Origin of the sequence: Pseudomonas cerasi (assembly GCF_027983475.1) — a bacterium.
Classification (GTDB): domain Bacteria; phylum Pseudomonadota; class Gammaproteobacteria; order Pseudomonadales; family Pseudomonadaceae; genus Aquipseudomonas; species Aquipseudomonas cerasi.
Map to the genome: position 1 here is coordinate 241,150 of NZ_JAQJVM010000003.1, position 17,884 is coordinate 259,033.

At 56.3% G+C, this 17,884-nt stretch carries 16 protein-coding genes and 1 pseudogene; 12 read left to right on the plus strand and 5 right to left on the minus strand.

The annotated features are described in order from the left end of the window. Position 1: 1 nt before the first annotated feature. Both PI739_RS17300 and PI739_RS17305 read right to left on the minus strand, forming a co-directional pair. Complete coding sequence (locus PI739_RS17300) at positions 2-1,732, minus strand: chemotaxis protein (protein WP_271352056.1); 1,731 nt, start codon at positions 1,730-1,732, stop codon at positions 2-4. Beyond that, a complete protein-coding gene (locus PI739_RS17305; protein WP_271352057.1) occupies positions 1,729-3,582 on the minus strand; it encodes a hypothetical protein in 1,854 nt (617 codons plus the stop codon). The genes PI739_RS17300 and PI739_RS17305 overlap by 4 nt, the downstream gene beginning before the upstream one ends. 701 nt (positions 3,583-4,283) lie before the next feature. Between PI739_RS17305 and PI739_RS17310 the strand changes: the two genes are divergently transcribed. The 7 genes from PI739_RS17310 to PI739_RS17340 all read left to right on the plus strand — a co-directional run bounded on the left by PI739_RS17310 (position 4,284) and on the right by PI739_RS17340 (position 10,334). Continuing rightward, positions 4,284-5,027, plus strand: coding sequence for a hypothetical protein (locus tag PI739_RS17310; protein ID WP_271352058.1), 744 nt, complete (start codon positions 4,284-4,286; stop codon positions 5,025-5,027). 228 nt (positions 5,028-5,255) lie between these two features. Then, the gene (locus PI739_RS17315) at positions 5,256-5,591 is read left to right on the plus strand and encodes a hypothetical protein (RefSeq protein ID WP_016566852.1); all 336 of its coding nucleotides are present in this window, start codon (positions 5,256-5,258) and stop codon (positions 5,589-5,591) included. Positions 5,592-5,748: 157 nt separating this feature from the next. Further along, complete coding sequence (locus tag PI739_RS17320) at positions 5,749-6,513, plus strand: hypothetical protein (RefSeq protein WP_271352059.1); 765 nt, start codon at positions 5,749-5,751, stop codon at positions 6,511-6,513. 58 nt (positions 6,514-6,571) lie between these two features. Next, complete coding sequence (locus PI739_RS17325) at positions 6,572-7,342, plus strand: SDR family NAD(P)-dependent oxidoreductase (protein ID WP_271352060.1); 771 nt, start codon at positions 6,572-6,574, stop codon at positions 7,340-7,342. Between the two features lie 176 nt (positions 7,343-7,518). Next, positions 7,519-9,066 carry a M10 family metallopeptidase C-terminal domain-containing protein gene (locus tag PI739_RS17330; RefSeq protein ID WP_271352061.1) on the plus strand — a complete coding sequence of 516 codons (1,548 nt, stop codon included), beginning with the start codon at positions 7,519-7,521 and terminating at the stop codon, positions 9,064-9,066. A gap of 442 nt (positions 9,067-9,508) precedes the next feature. Next, positions 9,509-9,874: a histone-like nucleoid-structuring protein, MvaT/MvaU family gene (locus tag PI739_RS17335; RefSeq protein WP_271352062.1), complete on the plus strand. Its 366-nt coding sequence runs from the start codon at positions 9,509-9,511 to the stop codon at positions 9,872-9,874. Positions 9,875-10,034: 160 nt separating this feature from the next. Continuing rightward, a complete protein-coding gene (locus PI739_RS17340; protein ID WP_002555839.1) occupies positions 10,035-10,334 on the plus strand; it encodes a hypothetical protein in 300 nt (99 codons plus the stop codon). 156 nt (positions 10,335-10,490) lie between these two features. On the opposite strand, the gene PI739_RS17345 is transcribed toward PI739_RS17340, so the two are convergent. Beyond that, the gene (locus PI739_RS17345) at positions 10,491-11,369 is read right to left on the minus strand and encodes an SDR family oxidoreductase (RefSeq protein WP_054082326.1); all 879 of its coding nucleotides are present in this window, start codon (positions 11,367-11,369) and stop codon (positions 10,491-10,493) included. Positions 11,370-11,466: 97 nt separating this feature from the next. Here PI739_RS17345 and PI739_RS17350 point away from each other — a divergent pair, with 97 nt between their 5' ends. The 3 genes and pseudogenes from PI739_RS17350 to PI739_RS17360 form a co-directional block, all read left to right on the plus strand. Further along, positions 11,467-12,288, plus strand: coding sequence for a helix-turn-helix transcriptional regulator (locus PI739_RS17350; protein WP_096105478.1), 822 nt, complete (start codon positions 11,467-11,469; stop codon positions 12,286-12,288). 283 nt (positions 12,289-12,571) lie between these two features. Then, a complete protein-coding gene (locus tag PI739_RS17355) occupies positions 12,572-13,246 on the plus strand; it encodes an HAD family hydrolase (RefSeq protein WP_003435091.1) in 675 nt (224 codons plus the stop codon). A gap of 9 nt (positions 13,247-13,255) precedes the next feature. Then, a pseudogene (locus tag PI739_RS17360) lies at positions 13,256-13,429 on the plus strand (DUF4411 family protein); the annotation flags it as partial. On the opposite strand, the gene PI739_RS17365 reads toward PI739_RS17360, so the two are convergent. Continuing rightward, positions 13,348-13,602: a hypothetical protein gene (locus PI739_RS17365; RefSeq protein ID WP_003367627.1), complete on the minus strand. Its 255-nt coding sequence runs from the start codon at positions 13,600-13,602 to the stop codon at positions 13,348-13,350. The pseudogene PI739_RS17360 and the gene PI739_RS17365 sit on opposite strands and share 82 nt — an antisense overlap. Positions 13,603-13,685: 83 nt before the next feature. Further along, a complete protein-coding gene (locus PI739_RS17370; protein WP_002555835.1) occupies positions 13,686-14,156 on the minus strand; it encodes an Lrp/AsnC family transcriptional regulator in 471 nt (156 codons plus the stop codon). Between the two features lie 542 nt (positions 14,157-14,698). Between PI739_RS17370 and PI739_RS17375 the strand changes: the two genes are divergently transcribed. Then, the gene (locus PI739_RS17375) at positions 14,699-15,853 is read left to right on the plus strand and encodes a cysteine desulfurase family protein (protein WP_054082328.1); all 1,155 of its coding nucleotides are present in this window, start codon (positions 14,699-14,701) and stop codon (positions 15,851-15,853) included. 1,204 nt (positions 15,854-17,057) lie between these two features. Beyond that, a complete protein-coding gene (locus PI739_RS17380; RefSeq protein ID WP_011266216.1) occupies positions 17,058-17,882 on the plus strand; it encodes an energy transducer TonB in 825 nt (274 codons plus the stop codon). Positions 17,883-17,884 lie beyond the last annotated feature (2 nt).

Here is a 17,884-nt window from a genome sequence, read left to right on the forward strand (position 1 = left end):
TCTAGGGAGTAAGGAGCGGCAACCACAGGTGAGGCGGCAGTGGTAACCGGTAATGCCTACAAGCCATAACCAGAATTGGCCAGTGCCCATGTTTCACAGCTGACAGCGTCATTAGATGCCCATCTCTCGAAACCTCGGAGTTGAGCATTTTGATCGCCGCCGCGCCGTCCGCAGTTACGGGAATGTCGGTTAGTGCTAGGCCATGCCCCGATATACCTCTATACAACTTCTCCTCACTATTTCCCCCTGGCAACCAAGCCTGCATGGTGCAATGCTTGAGAGACTCCTTAGCGAAGGCTGCGAATTCTCTGGTTCTCTTTGTTTCGCCTCGCGATGTTGCCCAGACCATCAGGAGCGGGATCAAAGTACTACCTTTGGTTTGACCTTTACGATAGGTCTCAGTGGATTCTCTGGGGTGGCTGATCAGGTTTCGATAGCTCGCATCGATTGTTGGGTAACCACCATGTGTCCAGTAGGTGAATCGGTAGTTTTCGAGTAGGTGGTCACAGTAGTCGACTGCAAACGGCTGCCATTTTTCCATCATGGAGAGGAAGGTCAGCGCGACGCCTATGTCGATCGACTGCTCATCTGCGATCGGGCTTAGTAAGCTCCGATTGTTGCTGATCAGATGACTGATCTGTGAGGCCAGCTTGGAGGCCTCGTCGAATTTGGATGGGTCGCCTGCCTCAGTTTTCAGGCATCGCTGAGGGACTGTGTCATCACCGCTTATCTGCCAAAGCAACCAGAGGCCGCGCTGAGCGATCCGTCCCAATGTCTCGAATAGTTTGAGACTGATGTCGACTGATGTCGAGGTGTTCACCGCCGCAGAGATGCCATGTCGCACATGAACGTAGGGCAAAACCTTTTTGCCTAAGAACTCGTCCCAGATTTGGAAGTGAAGATCCACGAGCGCTGCGAACGTGCAACCCATGTCGTCCGAAATTTTCTTCTGCTGCTTGGCATCAATGTGCACCTTGATGTGTTCCCAGGCTAACAGGATGACGCGTTCGCTGGCCCGATAGGGGGCCTCCAGATTGCCCGCGGCACGTGCCCAGACGAATAGTACCCACAAGCAAATGTAGACCTGCCTCACGCTGGTTAGCCGTGACTGTGGTTTCAGGTCTTCACCGCCCAACAACCCCTTTGCCAGGTTGCAAAAATGCTGGTAGGCAATATCCGGTTCGTCGATCATCGCGACCGATTTCTGAAAACTACTGCGCAGGCGCTCGTCGACCAACTGCTGCTGTAGCACACCCTGGGTTAGCTTTCCGGCCAGTAAATCCCCGTTCCAGATCTGAAAGGAAACGCGTTCATTCGTCTTTATTTTGATGTACTGCGTTACAATATCCTGGATAGCCTCATGTATTTCCCCCCCGAAACACAGGCAGATAACCACTTTCATGTGCTTGTATTGCTCGGCAATCCGAACGGGAATATAGAAATCCGTGATTTCGTTGATTGAGCCCCTTAGCGCCTGCGTTGTACCGTCCCAATCGTTGCGAGTTAGATCACCTTGCTTGATGGAGAATAAAAATAGCTTCTCCTCCGAGATACCGGTTTGCGGGTCGAGTTCACTCCCCACAGCAGCGACGTCCACCCCGTATTGACGCGTTCCAACCGAGGGGCGCGAAATCACGTTAAAATCTAACTCGCTGAGTAAGTCAGGTAGCACTACGTCAAGCTCGCGGCGTTCTCGGAGAGAGGCGAGATATTCCCTGAATACGAGCTTCATTCTGGTTTACCTACGTTTTGAAGACTCAGCAACTTCATCTGCAAACCGACGGGTTCGAGAATCACTTCGCGCGGCAACTCAACGCTGTGGCTAATGCTTGCGAGTGGACGCTCCAAGCGCCTAGGTTGGCTATCGCCCTGCTCGTCGCCATCGTTGGAGCTCAGGCTGTCCTCGATCCATGTCACCATCCCGTTTCCATAAAGGAGAATGCTCTCGGCAAAAATGCCGGCAAAGGGTGAGTCTTTCCGACTCGCCCGCATCGCATCATTCATGGCGTCAGAACGACGCTGACCCTCTAACTGTTTTTCGCGCTCAGAGGGCCGGAGTTCGACGATAAACTCAACCTTCTCAATTTCATCGCAGTACTGCTTAAGACTGTTGAGCGCGCGCTTTACCATCGGAGCGGCTTTGTCATTGGTGTCGTCGGCAATGGGCTGAAGATGCTTTTGGGCACTGGTGTAATTGATTAGCAGCGGATCGAACAGTAGATCGCTCACTTCGGTATCCCAATCTTCAGATCCTTGCGATTCGCTTGGCGGCTCTTGAGTTTGCTCAGAACAGGGCTGATCAACGTGTGCGAGCGTGGAGTCGATGCTCTTACGCTGAGCGCATCGCCCTAAATTGACCAGAAAGCTGGCAGCTATTGCAGGGTTCATGAAGAAGACCGCCGTCGCTCTGCGAGCTATGAACGCATATTCGCTTTTCGTAAAATTGAACAGGGTGAATTCCAGCCGGAACGTGTACTCCTCCTTGTTACTAAAGAAGCCTTCATTCATTTCTCTGCACAGCGAGTTAGGTGCTGTCCTCAGCCAGTCGACAATCCAGGTCTCGAAGTCCTGGACAGGGCCGTCAATGAGATTTCGGATAGTTGAATCGAAAAGCTCAAACCGGAGATTGGAGCCCGGTTGCAGAAGCAGGTTAGTGATGAAAGCGCGAGCTTCATCGGCGCCGCCTGCTTTTACGAGGTTTGCCAAGCCAAGGTCCACAAGCTTTTGAGTTTGAACTTCCAGCTGGATGGCTCCGAGCTGCGCCAGCAGCATTGCCCTTAACGAAGGTGCAATGTCCTTGAAACTGAAAGCGAGTGCGTAGGCAAGATGGTGAGCAACCTTTGATGTGGTCGGATGAGAGGCCTGGCCAGCCAGCTCTTCAAGCTCCATTGCGAAATGCTGTGGAATCGACTCTGTGAAACTCAATAGTGTTCTTACCAGTGCACTACGAACCTCATCGTCAGACTCCGTTACAGCTGACTTCCCAAGCACATCCAATGCTCGGCTCCATTGGGCGTTATCGTGAAATGGCGGGGAGGATAAAGCCTGGATAACCTGAGCTTTCTCAACAGCCGTGCCATTCTCAATCAACGCGTAGGCCCGTTCAGTGAAGTAGGGCAGATCCGCTTTTAGGCCGTTGCGAATGGCAATGTGCAAGCTATAGAAGTCGCAGACATCCAGCTCTCCAGAGTCGACGAGAGCAATTAGCTCCCTCGGTCTGTTCGGCGAGGCACTGCACCACTTTCGAAAGGTCTCAGTAGCCTCGTGAGGTTCACCGTCCGCTTGGGCTGCGAGGATCCTGAGTGATGGCAGTAAAGCTGTTGCAGAGGTGTCTAGGCGCTCTATGGCTAAGCTGTAGATCCTTCGCCCTTGATAACCCTTAAAGCCACTAAAAGAGGCCAGGCCGCTGGTAGAGAGAGTGTCAAGTAGATCGAAACTCCCCTCGTTGTGGGCATCGGCAAGTAGTTGAGCAATCGCATCGAAGTGCTGATACCGACATTGCCAACGATCGCTGAAAACGGCCTCTAGCAGCGTTCCATTTTTAGCTAGCTCGACGACATCTGCGAGGGTGGGAAGGATCATCCGTGGCTCCTCAGTGGGGCGCAACTTGTTGGCAAATTCTATCGGTAGCGAGGGTAGGCTGGGAATGGCATTGCGTCGTCTGAGGTAACGCGTCTGCGCCGCGACCACTCCATATATGCCAGCGCTGTGAAACGAGGACTTCAAAACGGAGTCTACGTTTTTTTACACGGCTTGGGTTAATAGCTGGCGGTGGCGGATGACCGCTTTTGGCCGCTAGCGGACATCGTACACGGTTGCCCGTACGGCAAAGAGGCAGCGGCAGCGTTACACAGTTCCGTATTGTTACATCACATACACAGAAACTCCCGGAGAAGTGTTACAGCTATTTTATCTTTATTTTTCATATACTTAATCATTATCGCTACACCTAAAACACCAGTTACACCGCATTTGCAGGGGCTGTCCCCCGTCCCCCTATGAAGTGAGCCCCATCAGCGAATGGAATCCGGCATAAGCCAGGGCCCCTGAGGACTTCCGCTGCATACGGGGCAGGGAACCCGCGCATCACGATTAGCTGACGTTTCTCCAGCTTAGTGAACTGGTGAACTCGGTGAACTGAGCCAACCAGAGGTGAACTCAGAGAGTTTTCTTCCTGCTACTGATCTCGCTTTACATATCGATCAACCGACGAGGCGTCGGCCCTGTGCATCGTTCGGGTTGAGCGGTATGGTCTCAGCTCAACCACTAGGTCAGGACGCGCCATGTTTTGGAACAGAAATAACAATCTCAAGGTAGAGCTGCTCACACCTATCGCTTTCACAGTGCCTCCCGCGTTGCCGTCACCTGGTGCGCCAGACCAAGCAGCGAACAAAGAAGTGAAGACCAATACTGAACTGGCCTTCAAGCTAATCTCTTACGGAGCGATAGCTTCACAGGCGGCATTGTTGATCTATGGCTACGCCATTCTGATGGCGTATTACGAACAATTCGGCATAGATACGAATGAGCTGTCACTGGGTACTCCAACACTTCTGCTTCATGGATACGTTTACTTGTTTACCGGAACCCTTGATGCGGCTAACCGCTGGCCGACGGTAGGCCCGTTTTTGCTGACCCTTGTGTTTGTGGGAGTGGCTGCGCTCTTTGTCAGTTCGATAACGAAACGTTTGGCGACGGGCATCGTGATCGTCCTCTCCTCGTGGATAGGCCTGTTTCTTTTTATGCTTTTCTTCGCACCCGCCCTCGGCGTTCAGAAGGGTGTCAAACAGGGGTTGGCCGATTTTCAAAAATATACTCAGGTTGATGCTTCGTTAGGACTGGAAAACCTGCACACCGTCATAACAGATAAGAATGAAAGGCTTACCGGCCACCTGATTCTCGCTGATGGCAAAAGCACGTACCTACTTACAGGGATGAAAGTGATAAAGCTGGATGGGAGCTCGGGACGCATCATTCGAGAGACTGAGCTAAGTCTCAAGAAGCCTTCTGCCGAATCCAAAAAATAGTCTCGAAGGAAAACCAGCAGCGCTAGATTTGTATGCCTACGTGTATGCCTATAAAAACATAAGCCTGAAAGACCCAATGAATACGGGTCTTTCAGCGCTCAGTTCAAACGACGCCTGGGCATGTGAGAACGCCTTGTTACCACTATAAAAAATACCTAAACCACGACCCCGACGAGTAAAGTACCGCCGCCCGAGACGTGGATCCGGGTTTTCCCATGGAGTTTTATCTTGAAGTCAGTTAGTAAAGTTGTCGCCGCAGCAGTATGTGGTCTGGTTCTGGCGGGTTGCACCGGCACCCCTATGAAAACCCCGCAATACGACAGCAGCCAATACACCGTCGTCGGTCACAGTGAAGCAAGCGCCACCGGCCTGATGCTGTTCGGTCTGATCCCGATTCGTCAGAACGACCGTTTCGTTCGTGCGCAGAACAGCGCCATTCAGGCCAAGGGTGGCGATGCGCTGATCAATACCCAAGTGCAGGAGAAGTGGTTCTGGGCCTGGGTCCTGAACGGCTACACCACTACCGTTTCTGGTGACGTGATCAAGCTGAAAACCGCTAAATAAGCACTGCCCGTTTTCAGAAAGCCCGGTTCGCCGGGCTTTTCTGTTTCTGGCGATTGGCGGATGCGCTGTCGAGCGATGGAGTAAGCGCTGACATGCATCGTTACCCACCGCCAAAAGGTTTAGCATTCAGCCCACTTTCGGATGTGAAGTTTTCTGCATGACGGCCTTCTACCTCAAGTTACTCATCACCCCCGCGCTGATGCTGGCTATTTCATTAGCGGCAAAGCGCTGGGGTACCGGCGTGGCAGGGCTGCTTTCCGGCCTGCCGATGACCTCGGCGCTGGTCATGCTGTTTCTCAGCCTTGAGCAAGGCACCCAGTTCGCCTCGATGGCGGTGCCCGGCGCACTGGCCGGACTGGCGGCGATTCAGGCGACTTACCTGTTTTATTTCTTGGTCACTCGACGCGCTTCAGCGTTGGTGGGATGCATCCTGGCGCTCGCGGTGTATGGCGCGACGGCCTTTGTGGTGAACCTGTTGGGTTTACTGGCGCTGTCGATCATTGTCACGCTGCTGATGGTTGCGCTGATCATCGTTGCCACCTCGCAACACACACCGCCGGACGTAGCGTCATACGTGGCGCTGCCGCGCTGGGTCATCCCGATGCGAATGCTGACCGCCACCCTTCTGCTGCTGGCGATTACCGCAAGCGCTACCTGGCTCGGGCCGGTGGTCAGTGGGCTGCTGGCGCCGATCCCGGTGATCGCCTGGCCGCTTGCAGTGTTCGTCCACGTTCAAGGCGGGCGTTATGAACTGGCGGCAATAGTCCGCGGCAATGCCATTGGCGCTGTCGGGGTGGTGAGTTTCTACCTGACCCTCAGGTACTCCATATCGCAATGGGGCGCGCTTCTGTCTATCGCAGCTGCCGTTTTGCTGGCTGTTGTGGTGACGGCTGGGTTGGCGCGGTTGTTGGCGAAGCGGTAAGGCTATAGTTGCCCCACAGAAGTCAAAAACACTTCAACCATGCTCCTCAAGGTGCCTTATGAGTTTGATACCCGAACTGAACAGCGAGGCCAACGTGCTGATATGCGGAGCCAGCCGAGGTATTGGCTTGGCACTGTGCGCGGCGTTGCTTGCTCGCGATGATGTGGCTCAGGTATGGGCGGTCGCGCGACAAGCCAGCACTTCCACAGAGCTTGCAACGCTTGCAGAGCAATATGGCCAACGCATCAAACGCGTCGACTGCGACGCGCGCAATGAACAATCCCTCGAAGCGCTCGTGAGCGAGACGCTTGATGGATGCGAGCATCTGCACCTCGTCATCAGTACGTTAGGCATTCTTCATCAGGACGGCGCAAAAGCAGAAAAGGGCCTGGCACAACTGACACTTGCGAGTCTGCAGGCGAGTTTCGCGACCAACACCTTCGCACCGATCCTGCTGCTCAAACACCTACTCCCGTTATTGCGCAAACAACCTTCTACCTTCGCGGCGCTCTCCGCGAGGGTTGGTTCTATTGGCGATAACCGACTGGGTGGCTGGTACAGCTACAGAGCCAGCAAAGCGGCGCTGAACCAGTTGCTGCACACGGCCAGTATCGAATTGAAACGCCTTAACCCGGCCTCTACCGTCCTGGCAATACACCCAGGCACGACTGATACGGAGCTATCTCAGCCATTCCAGGCGAACGTGCCCGAAGGCCAACTGTTCGAACCGGCGTTCTCGGCGGATCGCATCATTGAGGTGGTAGGCGCACATGGATCGGCCGATAGCGGGACCTTCTGGGCCTGGGACGACAAGCCTATTGTTTGGTGACTTGTTTCACTTGTGAGAATGAGGTCGCTATCCGTCCTCACTAACGGGCTGTTTTGGTCGGAAAGCCCCCGCCGCTTATAACCCCTTCGTCGGATAAGGCCCATTGCTATCAACGAGACGGCATTACTGGCGTCATACCCCACCCCAGTGGACCAACTGCAAGTAAGGAGCACGGCATGACCCAGGTATTCAACATCAAGGACGCCACCAATCCTACGGCGCTTGGGAATTTGCAGGTCAAAAGCGCCAGTAGCCAGGTCAGCAATAACCCGATTGAACTCATCGTGCAGGGCACTCCTGGCAACGACTACATACGTGGTGGGCTGGCCAATGAACTGCTGATGGGTGGGGGCGGCAACGACCAGCTAGTCAGCGGGGGTGGCAACGATGTGATGGTCTCCAGTGCCGGATACGACGGTATGGACGGCGGCGCCGGTAATGATGTATTCCGCTTCGACCGCATCGGCGACAGCTATATCAATGGCCGAGGCGAGCACACCGATTCCATCAGCCATTTTGACCCCGCCCACGATACCCTCGACGTGTCGGCCTTGGGCTATAGCCATTTAGGCGATGGCTATGGCGATACCTTGCACATCCGTAGCGAGCCTCTGCGCGGCATTTACTTTTTGGAAAGCTACGAGCGAGACGGTAATGGTAAACATTTTGCCGTGCAGTTCCTGGCCAGTAGCGGCCTTGTTACCGATGCCAACTTCCAGCCGCTGATCAACGGCACTTCGCACAACGATCTGCTCGAAGGCACAGACGCCAGCGAATCCCTGAGGGCCGGCGCTGGCCGCGACAACGTCGAAGCGGGTGCGGGCAATGATCGGCTGTTCGGCGGCACCGGCGGCGACACTCTGAGCGGCGGCGCGGGTGCCGACAGCTTCGTGTATACCCGGCTCAGCGACAGTTACCGCAACGATGCCAGTGGCAGCTACAGCAGCCGCGACCTGATCACCGACTTCAGTGGCAACGGCCATGACATGATCGACGTGTCCGCCTTGGGCTTCACCGGGCTGGGTAACGGCTACAACGGTACGCTGAAGGTGGTCCTCAACCTGGCCGGCGATGCCACCGCGCTTAAATCATTAGAGGCCGATGCCAACGGTAACCGCTTTGAAATTCTGCTCAGTGGCAACCATGTCAATGAGCTCAACGCCAGCACTGTGCTGTTCGCCCCGCCCAGTGATGCGACGGTTGTGACCACTCCGCAGCCGATCACCTCGGTGAGTCTGGTAGGCGGTGACAAGTCCGACACCCTTTATGGTTACTGGGGCAACGATACCCTCGTCGGCGGTGCCGGAAACGACACCCTCGAGGGTAACGCCGGTGACGATGTGCTGACCGGTGGGGTGGGCGCGGACAAGCTCACCGGCGGCACAGGCAACGACCGTTTCGTGTTCACTAGCAGCGCCGACAGCCATGCGGGCAGCAGCGACCTGATCACTGATTTCATCTGGGGCCAGGACAAGCTCGACGTCGCTGCGCTCGGCGTGACCGGTTTTGGCAACGGCCGCGACGGCACCTTGAGCATGACCTACGATGAAAACACCGACCGTACCTACCTGCGCAGTAGCGAGCCAGGCGCCGATGGGCATGCGTTCCAGGTCACGCTAGCAGGGTTCGACTACACGCGAGAGCTCACCAACGCCGACCTGGTGGTTGCCGATACGGCAGACTTGACGCTCGTGGGTCAAACCGCCGTCGACCTCGCGAGCTGATATCACCTGAACAGCTAGCGTGTGGGCTCCCCTTCCCACCTTTAGTTGCCTGGACGCCTACAAGGCAGGAACAGTGAGCGGTATTGATGCTCACTGCTCCTGCATTTTCAACGCGACCAGGCTTGGTTCGCTGTCAAAGAGCTCGCCTTCCGCTCTTGCTTTTCGCTGGCGCGCATTCAATAGATGGAGTCGCCGTTTTATTGCGTCAGGAAATAGACCAATCAAAACTTTCCACTGGCTTGCAGAACAGATGGGCAAAAACCGCTGTTAATTCTGTGCGCGAAAAACCGCATTTTTGAAAATAATCGGAAGCTCGGGCAATCCGGCTTATGGTGTTACTCCCACGTATTGAAAGCCAACCAACCTGCAGAAAATAGGCTGAACTTGTAACGGGCGCTATCTCTCTCAATAACTACGCACACCTGTTTATAAGGAAAACACCATGTCCAAACTCGCAGAATACCGCCAGCTGGAAAAGCACCTCGCCGAGCAACTCCAGGCACTGGAGACGATGAAGGGCGACCAGGGGCTCAAGAAGGAAATCGAGTTCGAAACCAAGCTGCGCAAGCTGCTTGAGCACTATGGCTTCAGCCTGAAGCACATCATCAATCTGCTGGACCCACACACCTCGGCTCGCGGACAGACCGCTGAAAAGCCTGCGGGCAAGCGTAAGCCGCGCGAACTCAAGGTTTATAAACATCCGAAAACCGGTGAAGTGATCGAGACGAAGGGTGGAAATCACAAGGTCTTGAAGGAGTGGAAAGCGGAGCATGGTGCCGATGTTGTTGAGGGCTGGCTGAAGAAATAAAGCCTTGCCGCGTGCAACTACCGATTGATCGATCTTGATCCTTGCGTCGACTCATTACCGTTGGCGCGGTGGAATAGCCGACGCCGGGAACGATCCGCGGCGGCTATTCGTCAGACCTGTATCGGCTCACTGAAAAAGGTACAGCACAATGGACAAGGCAATGGAAAAGACGATCACCGTGGACCAACTGGCTAAAACTGACCTCAGATCAGTTAAAGAGATATGGCTTGGTGATACCCATACTCAGCTATGTCTGTGGCGTGGCGAACAAGTCGTCACACACGACATGCTCAGCGAGGGTACCCACGATCAGAACAATAGTCGCCTGCACTTGCAACTGGTCAACCCTGACGACCGGGCTGCAGTGGCCAGCGTCGAGGCGCTCGTTCGTGAGCGGCTGGAAAGAATGGGAAGCAAGGGTGAGTTTTATCCCGCTGAGAATGCGGATACTCACCAGTAATCACGCTGATTACACGCGATTCTGTAGGGTCCTTGGGCTGCGTTGCCAGACTGTAGATGTGTGACGCAGAGCGTCACGAACTGCATGCCAACGCAGAGCATTGGCACGATGATCATCTGCAATTGCAGAGTTGTTCCGCCTGCAGACACTACCCCTTCAAACACCTTCCAAATCCTCAATCAAACCTGGCCCCTTGGGCTGCCAGTCCAAGCGTTTGCGTGTCTTGTGGCTCAGGCTGCTCATGTCCTTGGCCACAAATGTCGACAGCCAGCCAAAGTGTGCGGCAGCTTCATAGGCGGGCAAGGCCAATGTGGGCAGGCCGAGGTGTTCTCCGATGGTTTCGGCAATCAGGCGGAAGGTGATGCCTGATTCGGCAGTCGCGTGATAACGAGCCCCCGGCTGATGTTTCTCCAGAGCGAGGCGATACAGGCGCGCCGTGTCTTCAAGGTGCGCTGCGGACCACTGATTAAGACCTTGGTCGATATAGGCCGAGCAGCCTTTCTCCTTGGCCTGTTTGATGACTTCGCTGACCAAGCCCTGTTTGACCGGGTTATGAATTTGCGAGAGGCGCATGACGACTATGTTGACGCCACGTTGCAACAGCGCCTGCCCGGCGAGTTCCGATGCGACGCGAGGGTTGGGATGGGCTGGGTCGAAGTGGTCCTCGTCTGCGGCCTGCCCGGGTGCTGAAGAGCCCATCGCCGTGCTGGAGGTGATCACCAGCGGGCGCGCAGAGCCTGCCAGGGCAGAACCCAATGCGTCGATAACGCGAGCGTCGTGCTGGCAGTTGGCGACGAAGTGCGCGAAGTTGTGATCAAACGCCGTGTGAATCACCGCGTCGCACTTCTCCACGCCACACTGAAGGCTGGACAGGTCTTCGATATCACCGCGATGCGGATCGGCTCCCATGGCAAGTAGAGCTCGATCCCCGGCTTCCGAACGTGTCAGCCCCACTACCTGATGGCCTGCGTTGATCAGTTCCCAAGTGACGTGAGTGCCAATAAAGCCTGTGGCGCCGGTTATAAATACGCGCATAGTCAAATCTCTCTTTGCTGAAGTCGGCAGAGTGCGCGTAACGTTTATCCCGTAAAAGACGTGACGTTATCAGGGTATAAAAACCAACAGGATCATCATGGCCAACCCGCTGGGAACGTATTTGAAGGACTGTCGGGCGCGTCTGGACCCCGCGAGTCTGGGGCTTTCCACTGCGCGTCGACGCACGCCAGGCTTGCGTCGGGAAGAAGTTGCCCAGCGCGCCAATATCAGCGCAACGTGGTACACGTGGCTGGAACAAGGACGCGGCGGCGCGCCGTCTGCTCAGGTTCTGGACCGGATCGCGCAAAGCCTCCTGATGACCGAGCCCGAGCGGCAACACCTGTTCATGCTCGCTTTTGGTCATCTGCCCGAAGTGGTCTACAGCGCGCCCGAGGGCGTATCGCCACGCTTGCAGCGTATTCTGGATACGCTCGCGTTCAGCCCTGCTTTTATCAAGACCGCCACCTGGGATGTTCTGGCCTGGAACAACGCTGCTGCCGCCGTATTTACTGACTACAGCTTGCTGCCCGTAGAGCAGCGCAACATCCTGCGCCTGATGTTTTGCAATGCTGGCACGCGTGCAAAGCAGGACGATTGGCAGGCCGTCGCGCGCTTCATAGTCGCTGCATTCAGGGCCGACGCGACCCGTGCCGGAGCCGCCTCGGAACTCCGTGAACTCGCTGACGAACTCTGCACGCTCAGTGCTGATTTCGCTGCTTTGTGGCGCGACAACGATGTGCGTTTGCAGGGCGAAGGCACCAAGCGCCTGAGGCATCCGGTTCATGGGCTGATTGAGCTGGAGTATTCGGGTTTCGCAGTGGATGGCCGGCCGGATCTGTCGATGATTGTTTATAACCCGGTTACCCATGAGGACGCAGCGCGGGTTCAGGCGCTGGTGGAGGGTTACGTACAGCGTTAACGCGGCTGGAGAGTCTTCAAACCGACTGGAAAGCCATCAGGCTTTTCTGCTACCAGGCCGCCCTCCCGCCCGAAAGATCGAACCGCCATTCCATCACGTACTCGAAAGTGTGTGACCTCAAAAAACCAGCCCTTTCCCTCCATCTGGCAATGCCGTATTCGAAGCCCCGGTACAGCCCTCGCTTCATTGATGATCGCCGCATTCCGACACCGCCGAACAGGTGTCGACCACAACGCCCCGAACCTCGCCAGATGGTCAATCCGCATTCAAAAAGAGTAACCCTATGAGACCGCAAACCTCCTTCATCTTTGACCTGGACGGCACGCTGACCGACAGCGTTTATCAAAACGTTGCCGCCTGGAAAGAAGCACTGGACGCAGAAGAAATCCCGCTTGCGATGTGGCGTATTCACCGCAAGATCGGCATGAGCGGCGGACTGATGTTGAAATCACTGTCGCGTGAAACCGGCTTGAACATCAGCGAAGAACAAGCCGAACGGCTCAGCGAGAAACATGCTCAGGCTTACGAGCGGCTGCAAGGACAGATCATCGCATTGCCCGGCGCCGTCGAGTTGCTGGAGACGCTCGACAAGGAAAACCTCAAGTGGTGCATCGCCACCAGCGGCGGGATCGATACGGCGACGATCAACCTGAAAGCGCTGAAACTGGACATCAAAAAGATCAACATCGTTACGCGCGATGACGTGAGCTATGGCAAGCCTGACCCCGACCTGTTTCTGGCGGCTGCAAAGAAGATAAACGCTCCGATTGACGAGTGTCTGGTGATAGGGGACGCGATCTGGGACATGCTGGCGGCACGTCGCTGCAAGGCAACCGGCGTCGGTCTGCTGTCGGGTGGCTATGACATAGGCGAGCTTGAGCGTGCTGGCGCGTTAAGGGTTTATGAGGACCCGCTGGATCTGCTGAATCATCTGGACGAGATTGCTTCTCGGCCTTGAGTCGGCGTATTCATCATCCCCAACCTCTGTGAACAGCTCAACGTCCCTTACATGAACACGTTTGAGCTGTTACACCACCTCAGCGCCATATTTGTGCTCCCTCAGCCCGGCGAAACACCGCCACCCTCATCCGCGACGATATCCGGGTCATCCGAATACACTTCCGGCTCGTCATCTTCGTAAGCCTCGTCGCCTTCCGTGCGTTTCTTGACCTCGTCGCCGCGTTCCGAGCCGACACCGGGTCTGTTCGCATTCATGGCGAGGACCGGGTCTGCTTCACGGTCGTACTGGCCGAGTTGCGGGCTGGCGGGGTCTTCTTTGGGCACGCTGTTTGTGAGTATGTGATCGGTTGTCATGTCAGCCACCTTTTTCGTTTGCCAAAGAAAGTGGACGTGGCATCGGGCTGAGGGTTCGATTCAATCGATGAGCGTGGCGGTGCTCAGCCGCCAAACGATGCGTATTGCAAGGGCAGGCCGGTGGTGAATTTGATCTGCTCCATGGCGAAGCTGGAGCTTACGTCGCTGATCCCGGGGATGCTGATCAGTTGTTTGTACACCGCGTCGTACCCTGCGATGTCGGCTACGACGATGCGCAGCATGTAGTCGGTGTCGCCTGCCATGCGGTAGCACTCGACTACTTCAGGCAGCTCGCCGACGGCGGCGTGAAACTGTTCGAGCCAGGCGGCGTTGTGCTGGTTGGTGCGGATGGCGGCGAAGACGCTGACTGAGACGTTCAGCCGTTGCGGATTGAGCAGCGCGACCCGGCGGTCGATGATGCCGGCCTCTTCCAGCTTCTGGATACGTCGCCAGCACGCGGTACTGCCCAGGCCGATACGCTCGGCGATGTCCGCCACCGAACGGGTGCAGTCGGTTTGCAGGATGTCGAGGATTGCCCGGTCGAATTTGTCCACTAGCGGTTTCCTGCGTTAGTCGCTTTACACTGATCGTTCCTCACGCTCCGCGTGGGAATGCCTGTCGTGACGCTCTGCGCCACCCAACGGTGCAGCCCCTTGCATCCTCGGATTGGACGCGGAGCGTCCAGAACTGCATTCCCACGCGGAGCGTGAGGAACGATGGGGGTCTGGCTGCGATTCTGCGCCTGAAGCAGCATGACTATCGTGCCAATGCTCCGCGTTGGCATGCATTTCGTGACGCTCTGCGTCACCCAACGGTGCAGCCCCTTGCATCCTCGGATTGGACGCGGAGCGTCCAGAACTGCATTCCCACGCGGAGCGTGAGGAACGATGGGTGTCTGGCTGCGATTCTGCGCCTGAAGCAGCATCCTAGAATTTTTAATCGTAAAAATCCAAGCGTAAGCGAATATTTTTTCGCTTTGGCTGCTCGTATCCGTGTAAATATCAAAAAATTTTCGCCTGCGGATCAGTAATCTTTCAAGCAGTCGGTCTGGTAATGCCAGCCCTTGATTTTGACTCGATTACAAAGCGAATTGCCCATGACCACTTCTGCGCTCTATCTGGATTACGCCGCCACCACGCCTGTTGATGAACAGGTCATCGAAGCTATGGTTGCCTGCATGGGGCGCGAAGGTCATTTCGGTAATCCGGCATCCAGCGGGCACGGTTATGGGCAGGTGGCGCGGCAGGCCGTTGAACAGGCACGCGCGCAGGTGGCCGATGCGGTGGGTGCGCCTGTCGACACCATTGTCTGGACCTCCGGCGCAACCGAGTCCAACAACCTGGCGATCAAGGGCATCGCCCATGATGCCAGCGCGCAGCGCCGTCACATCATCACCAGCGTGCTGGAACACAAGGCCGTGCTCGACACCGTCAGCACACTGGAGCGCCAGGGCTTTCCCGTCACCTGGCTGAAACCGGACGCTCAGGGCCTGATCCAGCCTCACGCCGTACAGGCTGCATTGCGCGAAGACACGCTGCTGGTATCGCTGATGCTGGTGAACAATGAGTTGGGTACGCTGACCGATATCGCCAGCATTGGCGCGCTGGTACGCGAGCACGGTGCGCTGTTTCATGTGGACGCTGCGCAGGGCGTCGGCAAGGTGAAGGTCGATCTGGCGAGTCTGGCCGTCGACCTGATGTCGTTCTCGGCGCATAAGGCCTACGGCCCCAAGGGCATTGGCGCGCTGTACGTGGGCCCACGCGCGCATTCGTTGCTGAAAGCGCAGATCCACGGCGGCGGACATGAAGGCGGCTTTCGTTCGGGCACCTTGGCCACCCATCAGATCGTCGGCATGGGTACAGCCTTTGCGTTGGCGATCAGCCAGGCCGACGCTGAAAACCGTCGTATTGAAGAGCTGAGTCGCCACCTGCGCGAAGGCTTGTTGAGCCTGCCGGATGTGCAGCTCAATGGCTGTCCGCAACAACGCATCCCGCACACCCTGAACCTGTGCATCACCCGCAGTGGCTTCACCAGCTCGCAGCTATCCCACAGCCTGGCGTTGTCCTCGACGTCCGCGTGCAACTCGGCCAGCAATGCCCCCTCGCATGTGCTGCTCGCTCTGGGCATGGACTCCGCCAAGGCCCTGGCCAGCGTGCGCGTCAGCCTTGGCCGCTATACCACGCAGGCAGATGTCGAGCGCGCCATCGAGGTGTTCAGCAAGGCGCTCAGCGCACCTGCTGCGTTCTGGTAATTCACCATGCCTAATGGCCGCCCTAATCCCGGGCGGCTCTCTCCCGGCGCACCCGCGCCACTCTGCCGAGTTGATACCCGCCAGGGTCTATGACTGCGCCTTGCAGCCGCAAAAACTCGTTTTCAGATGAAAATGTACCCCTCCAGATACAAAAAGACACAAATTGGCACAGATCTTTCAAGTGGAACGGTCGTGCCATAAACCAATGGTGCACGCTGCATTCATGGGGTGCCTACACGCACCAAAGTGCAGTTCACGGACGTCAGAGCGTCCACAAACAGTGCAGGGGAGCAGACCACAAGTCTCGCTGCCCGCCAGGAAAGGAATCTAGCTGTGCCCTATCAGTCTTGCGTCAGACCACCGTTACGCTGGCAATTCACACCTTGGGCATCACCTGCCTCAAGCGATGCCGGCACGGCCGCTTCAACCTTGTCCCGATCTGCGCGCTGTTATTCGACCGCCCTGCACGTCTGGACTTAAGACATTTCGCGTGTGCCTTGAATGTTCTGATGATGAATCAGCGCCTTGCACGCCTGTGCGCGTCATTAAGTACACACGGGGTTGTTTTTAATTAAAAGACGGTCGACCTATAAAGAGTGTCCGACACTTTATTTTGAGTGCTTTCATTTTGCCATCATCTAAAAGGGTGGCTTTTATTTCAATAACCACAACTGTCCACACAACCGCCGTACCCACACGGAGTATTGTTTTTATGAGGCGCTGATCAACTAACGCACCAACGTGGTCCTCGTGACACAGTATTGGTGCATTTAAAAAAGTGACTTGCAGGTCATGATTTTCGAACGCGTCTGCTCAAGCAGAGGGTCATTGTTTGCCTGTTTTTTTGTTCAAAGTCTTATTCATATCTGCCGCTTTGAAGTCAACGAAATCGGGAATCGATAAATAGTTATACGAATGCGACACCCGCTCTGCATCAGCGGTTCCAGCGAGGGCTTTCTGGCACAGCGGTTGCAATGTAAGCATTCAGGAACATCGCTGTACGTCCCCGTACATGACGATAAGCAAGCAAGGATCTGCAATGTCAGTGCCCTGATTCAAGACGTCCTTTAACCGTTTGAGTTCGCCGTGTGCGCACCCACCGCGTTGCCCTGCCTATCCACAATATGCAGGTCTCCATCAATCGAACAGTTACCCATTGTTCGAGCGGAATCTTATTGCCCTTTAACTACCCGAGGGAGCGTTAATGAATGATGCGGTAATAATGAAAGCGGTCCCCTCTCCCTCGCCCGATGACACTTCGACGGCGTGGCAGGGTATTCCTTTCAGCGCCAATACGTCGCGTCCGGGCGGCCTTAACAAGCCGCAAGTAATGGTGTTGATTGCTGCGTCGGTCCTTATTCATGGTGTGATCTGGTGGTACATGCAAACTGCCCAGCCAGACGTCCCGGAAGTTGCACCACAAGTTCCGGAAATGACCATTGAACTGACCAGCCCTACGCCACCTGCCCCGGAACCGCCGCCGCCCGAGCCACCACCTCCGCCGCCGCCTCCACCGCCTCCCCCCGAACCGGAACAACCGGTCGAGGATCCGGACGCGGTCGAACCGCCGCCCAAACCGGTGGAAAAGCCCAAGGTCGAGAAGCCCAAGCCGGTCAAGAAAGTCGAGCCGGTGAAAAAGCCGACGCCGCCTGCGCCAACGCCTGCCGCCGCACCCAGCCCGCCCGCGCCGCCAACACCTGCGCCCGCGCCGCCGGCACCTGCTGCGCCACCGGCTCCGGTCAAGGAAAGCGCTGCGGTATCCGGGCTCGCCAGTCTGGGCAATCCGCCGCCGGAATACCCGGGGCTGGCCTTGCGACGCAGTTGGGAAGGTCGCGTGATTCTGCGCATCAAGGTGCTGCCCAACGGCCGCGCTGGCGCTGTCGAGGTGACCAAATCCAGCGGCAAACCGGTACTGGACGAAGCGGCCGTGGAGGCTGTGCGCAACTGGAAGTTCATACCGGCCAAACGCGGTGACACGCCGATAGAAGGCTTCGCGACGCAGACCATCGACTTCAAGTTGCCGGAATGATC

Excerpts from the sequence above, each read along its gene's own strand:
- PI739_RS17350 (WP_096105478.1), top strand. The coding sequence starts at position 11,467 with ATGGCCAACCCGCTGGGAACGTATTTGAAGGACTGTCGGGCGCGTCTG.
- PI739_RS17310 (WP_271352058.1), top strand. The coding sequence starts at position 4,284 with ATGTTTTGGAACAGAAATAACAATCTCAAGGTAGAGCTGCTCACACCT.
- PI739_RS17320 (WP_271352059.1), top strand. The coding sequence starts at position 5,749 with ATGACGGCCTTCTACCTCAAGTTACTCATCACCCCCGCGCTGATGCTG.
- PI739_RS17375 (WP_054082328.1), top strand. The coding sequence starts at position 14,699 with ATGACCACTTCTGCGCTCTATCTGGATTACGCCGCCACCACGCCTGTT.
- PI739_RS17305 (WP_271352057.1), bottom strand. The coding sequence starts at position 3,582 with ATGATCCTTCCCACCCTCGCAGATGTCGTCGAGCTAGCTAAAAATGGA.
- PI739_RS17335 (WP_271352062.1), top strand. The coding sequence starts at position 9,509 with ATGTCCAAACTCGCAGAATACCGCCAGCTGGAAAAGCACCTCGCCGAG.
- PI739_RS17380 (WP_011266216.1), top strand. The coding sequence starts at position 17,058 with ATGAATGATGCGGTAATAATGAAAGCGGTCCCCTCTCCCTCGCCCGAT.
- PI739_RS17325 (WP_271352060.1), top strand. The coding sequence starts at position 6,572 with ATGAGTTTGATACCCGAACTGAACAGCGAGGCCAACGTGCTGATATGC.
- PI739_RS17300 (WP_271352056.1), bottom strand. The coding sequence starts at position 1,732 with ATGAAGCTCGTATTCAGGGAATATCTCGCCTCTCTCCGAGAACGCCGC.
- PI739_RS17355 (WP_003435091.1), top strand. The coding sequence starts at position 12,572 with ATGAGACCGCAAACCTCCTTCATCTTTGACCTGGACGGCACGCTGACC.
- PI739_RS17365 (WP_003367627.1), bottom strand. The coding sequence starts at position 13,602 with ATGACAACCGATCACATACTCACAAACAGCGTGCCCAAAGAAGACCCC.
- PI739_RS17330 (WP_271352061.1), top strand. The coding sequence starts at position 7,519 with ATGACCCAGGTATTCAACATCAAGGACGCCACCAATCCTACGGCGCTT.
- PI739_RS17345 (WP_054082326.1), bottom strand. The coding sequence starts at position 11,369 with ATGCGCGTATTTATAACCGGCGCCACAGGCTTTATTGGCACTCACGTC.
- PI739_RS17340 (WP_002555839.1), top strand. The coding sequence starts at position 10,035 with ATGGAAAAGACGATCACCGTGGACCAACTGGCTAAAACTGACCTCAGA.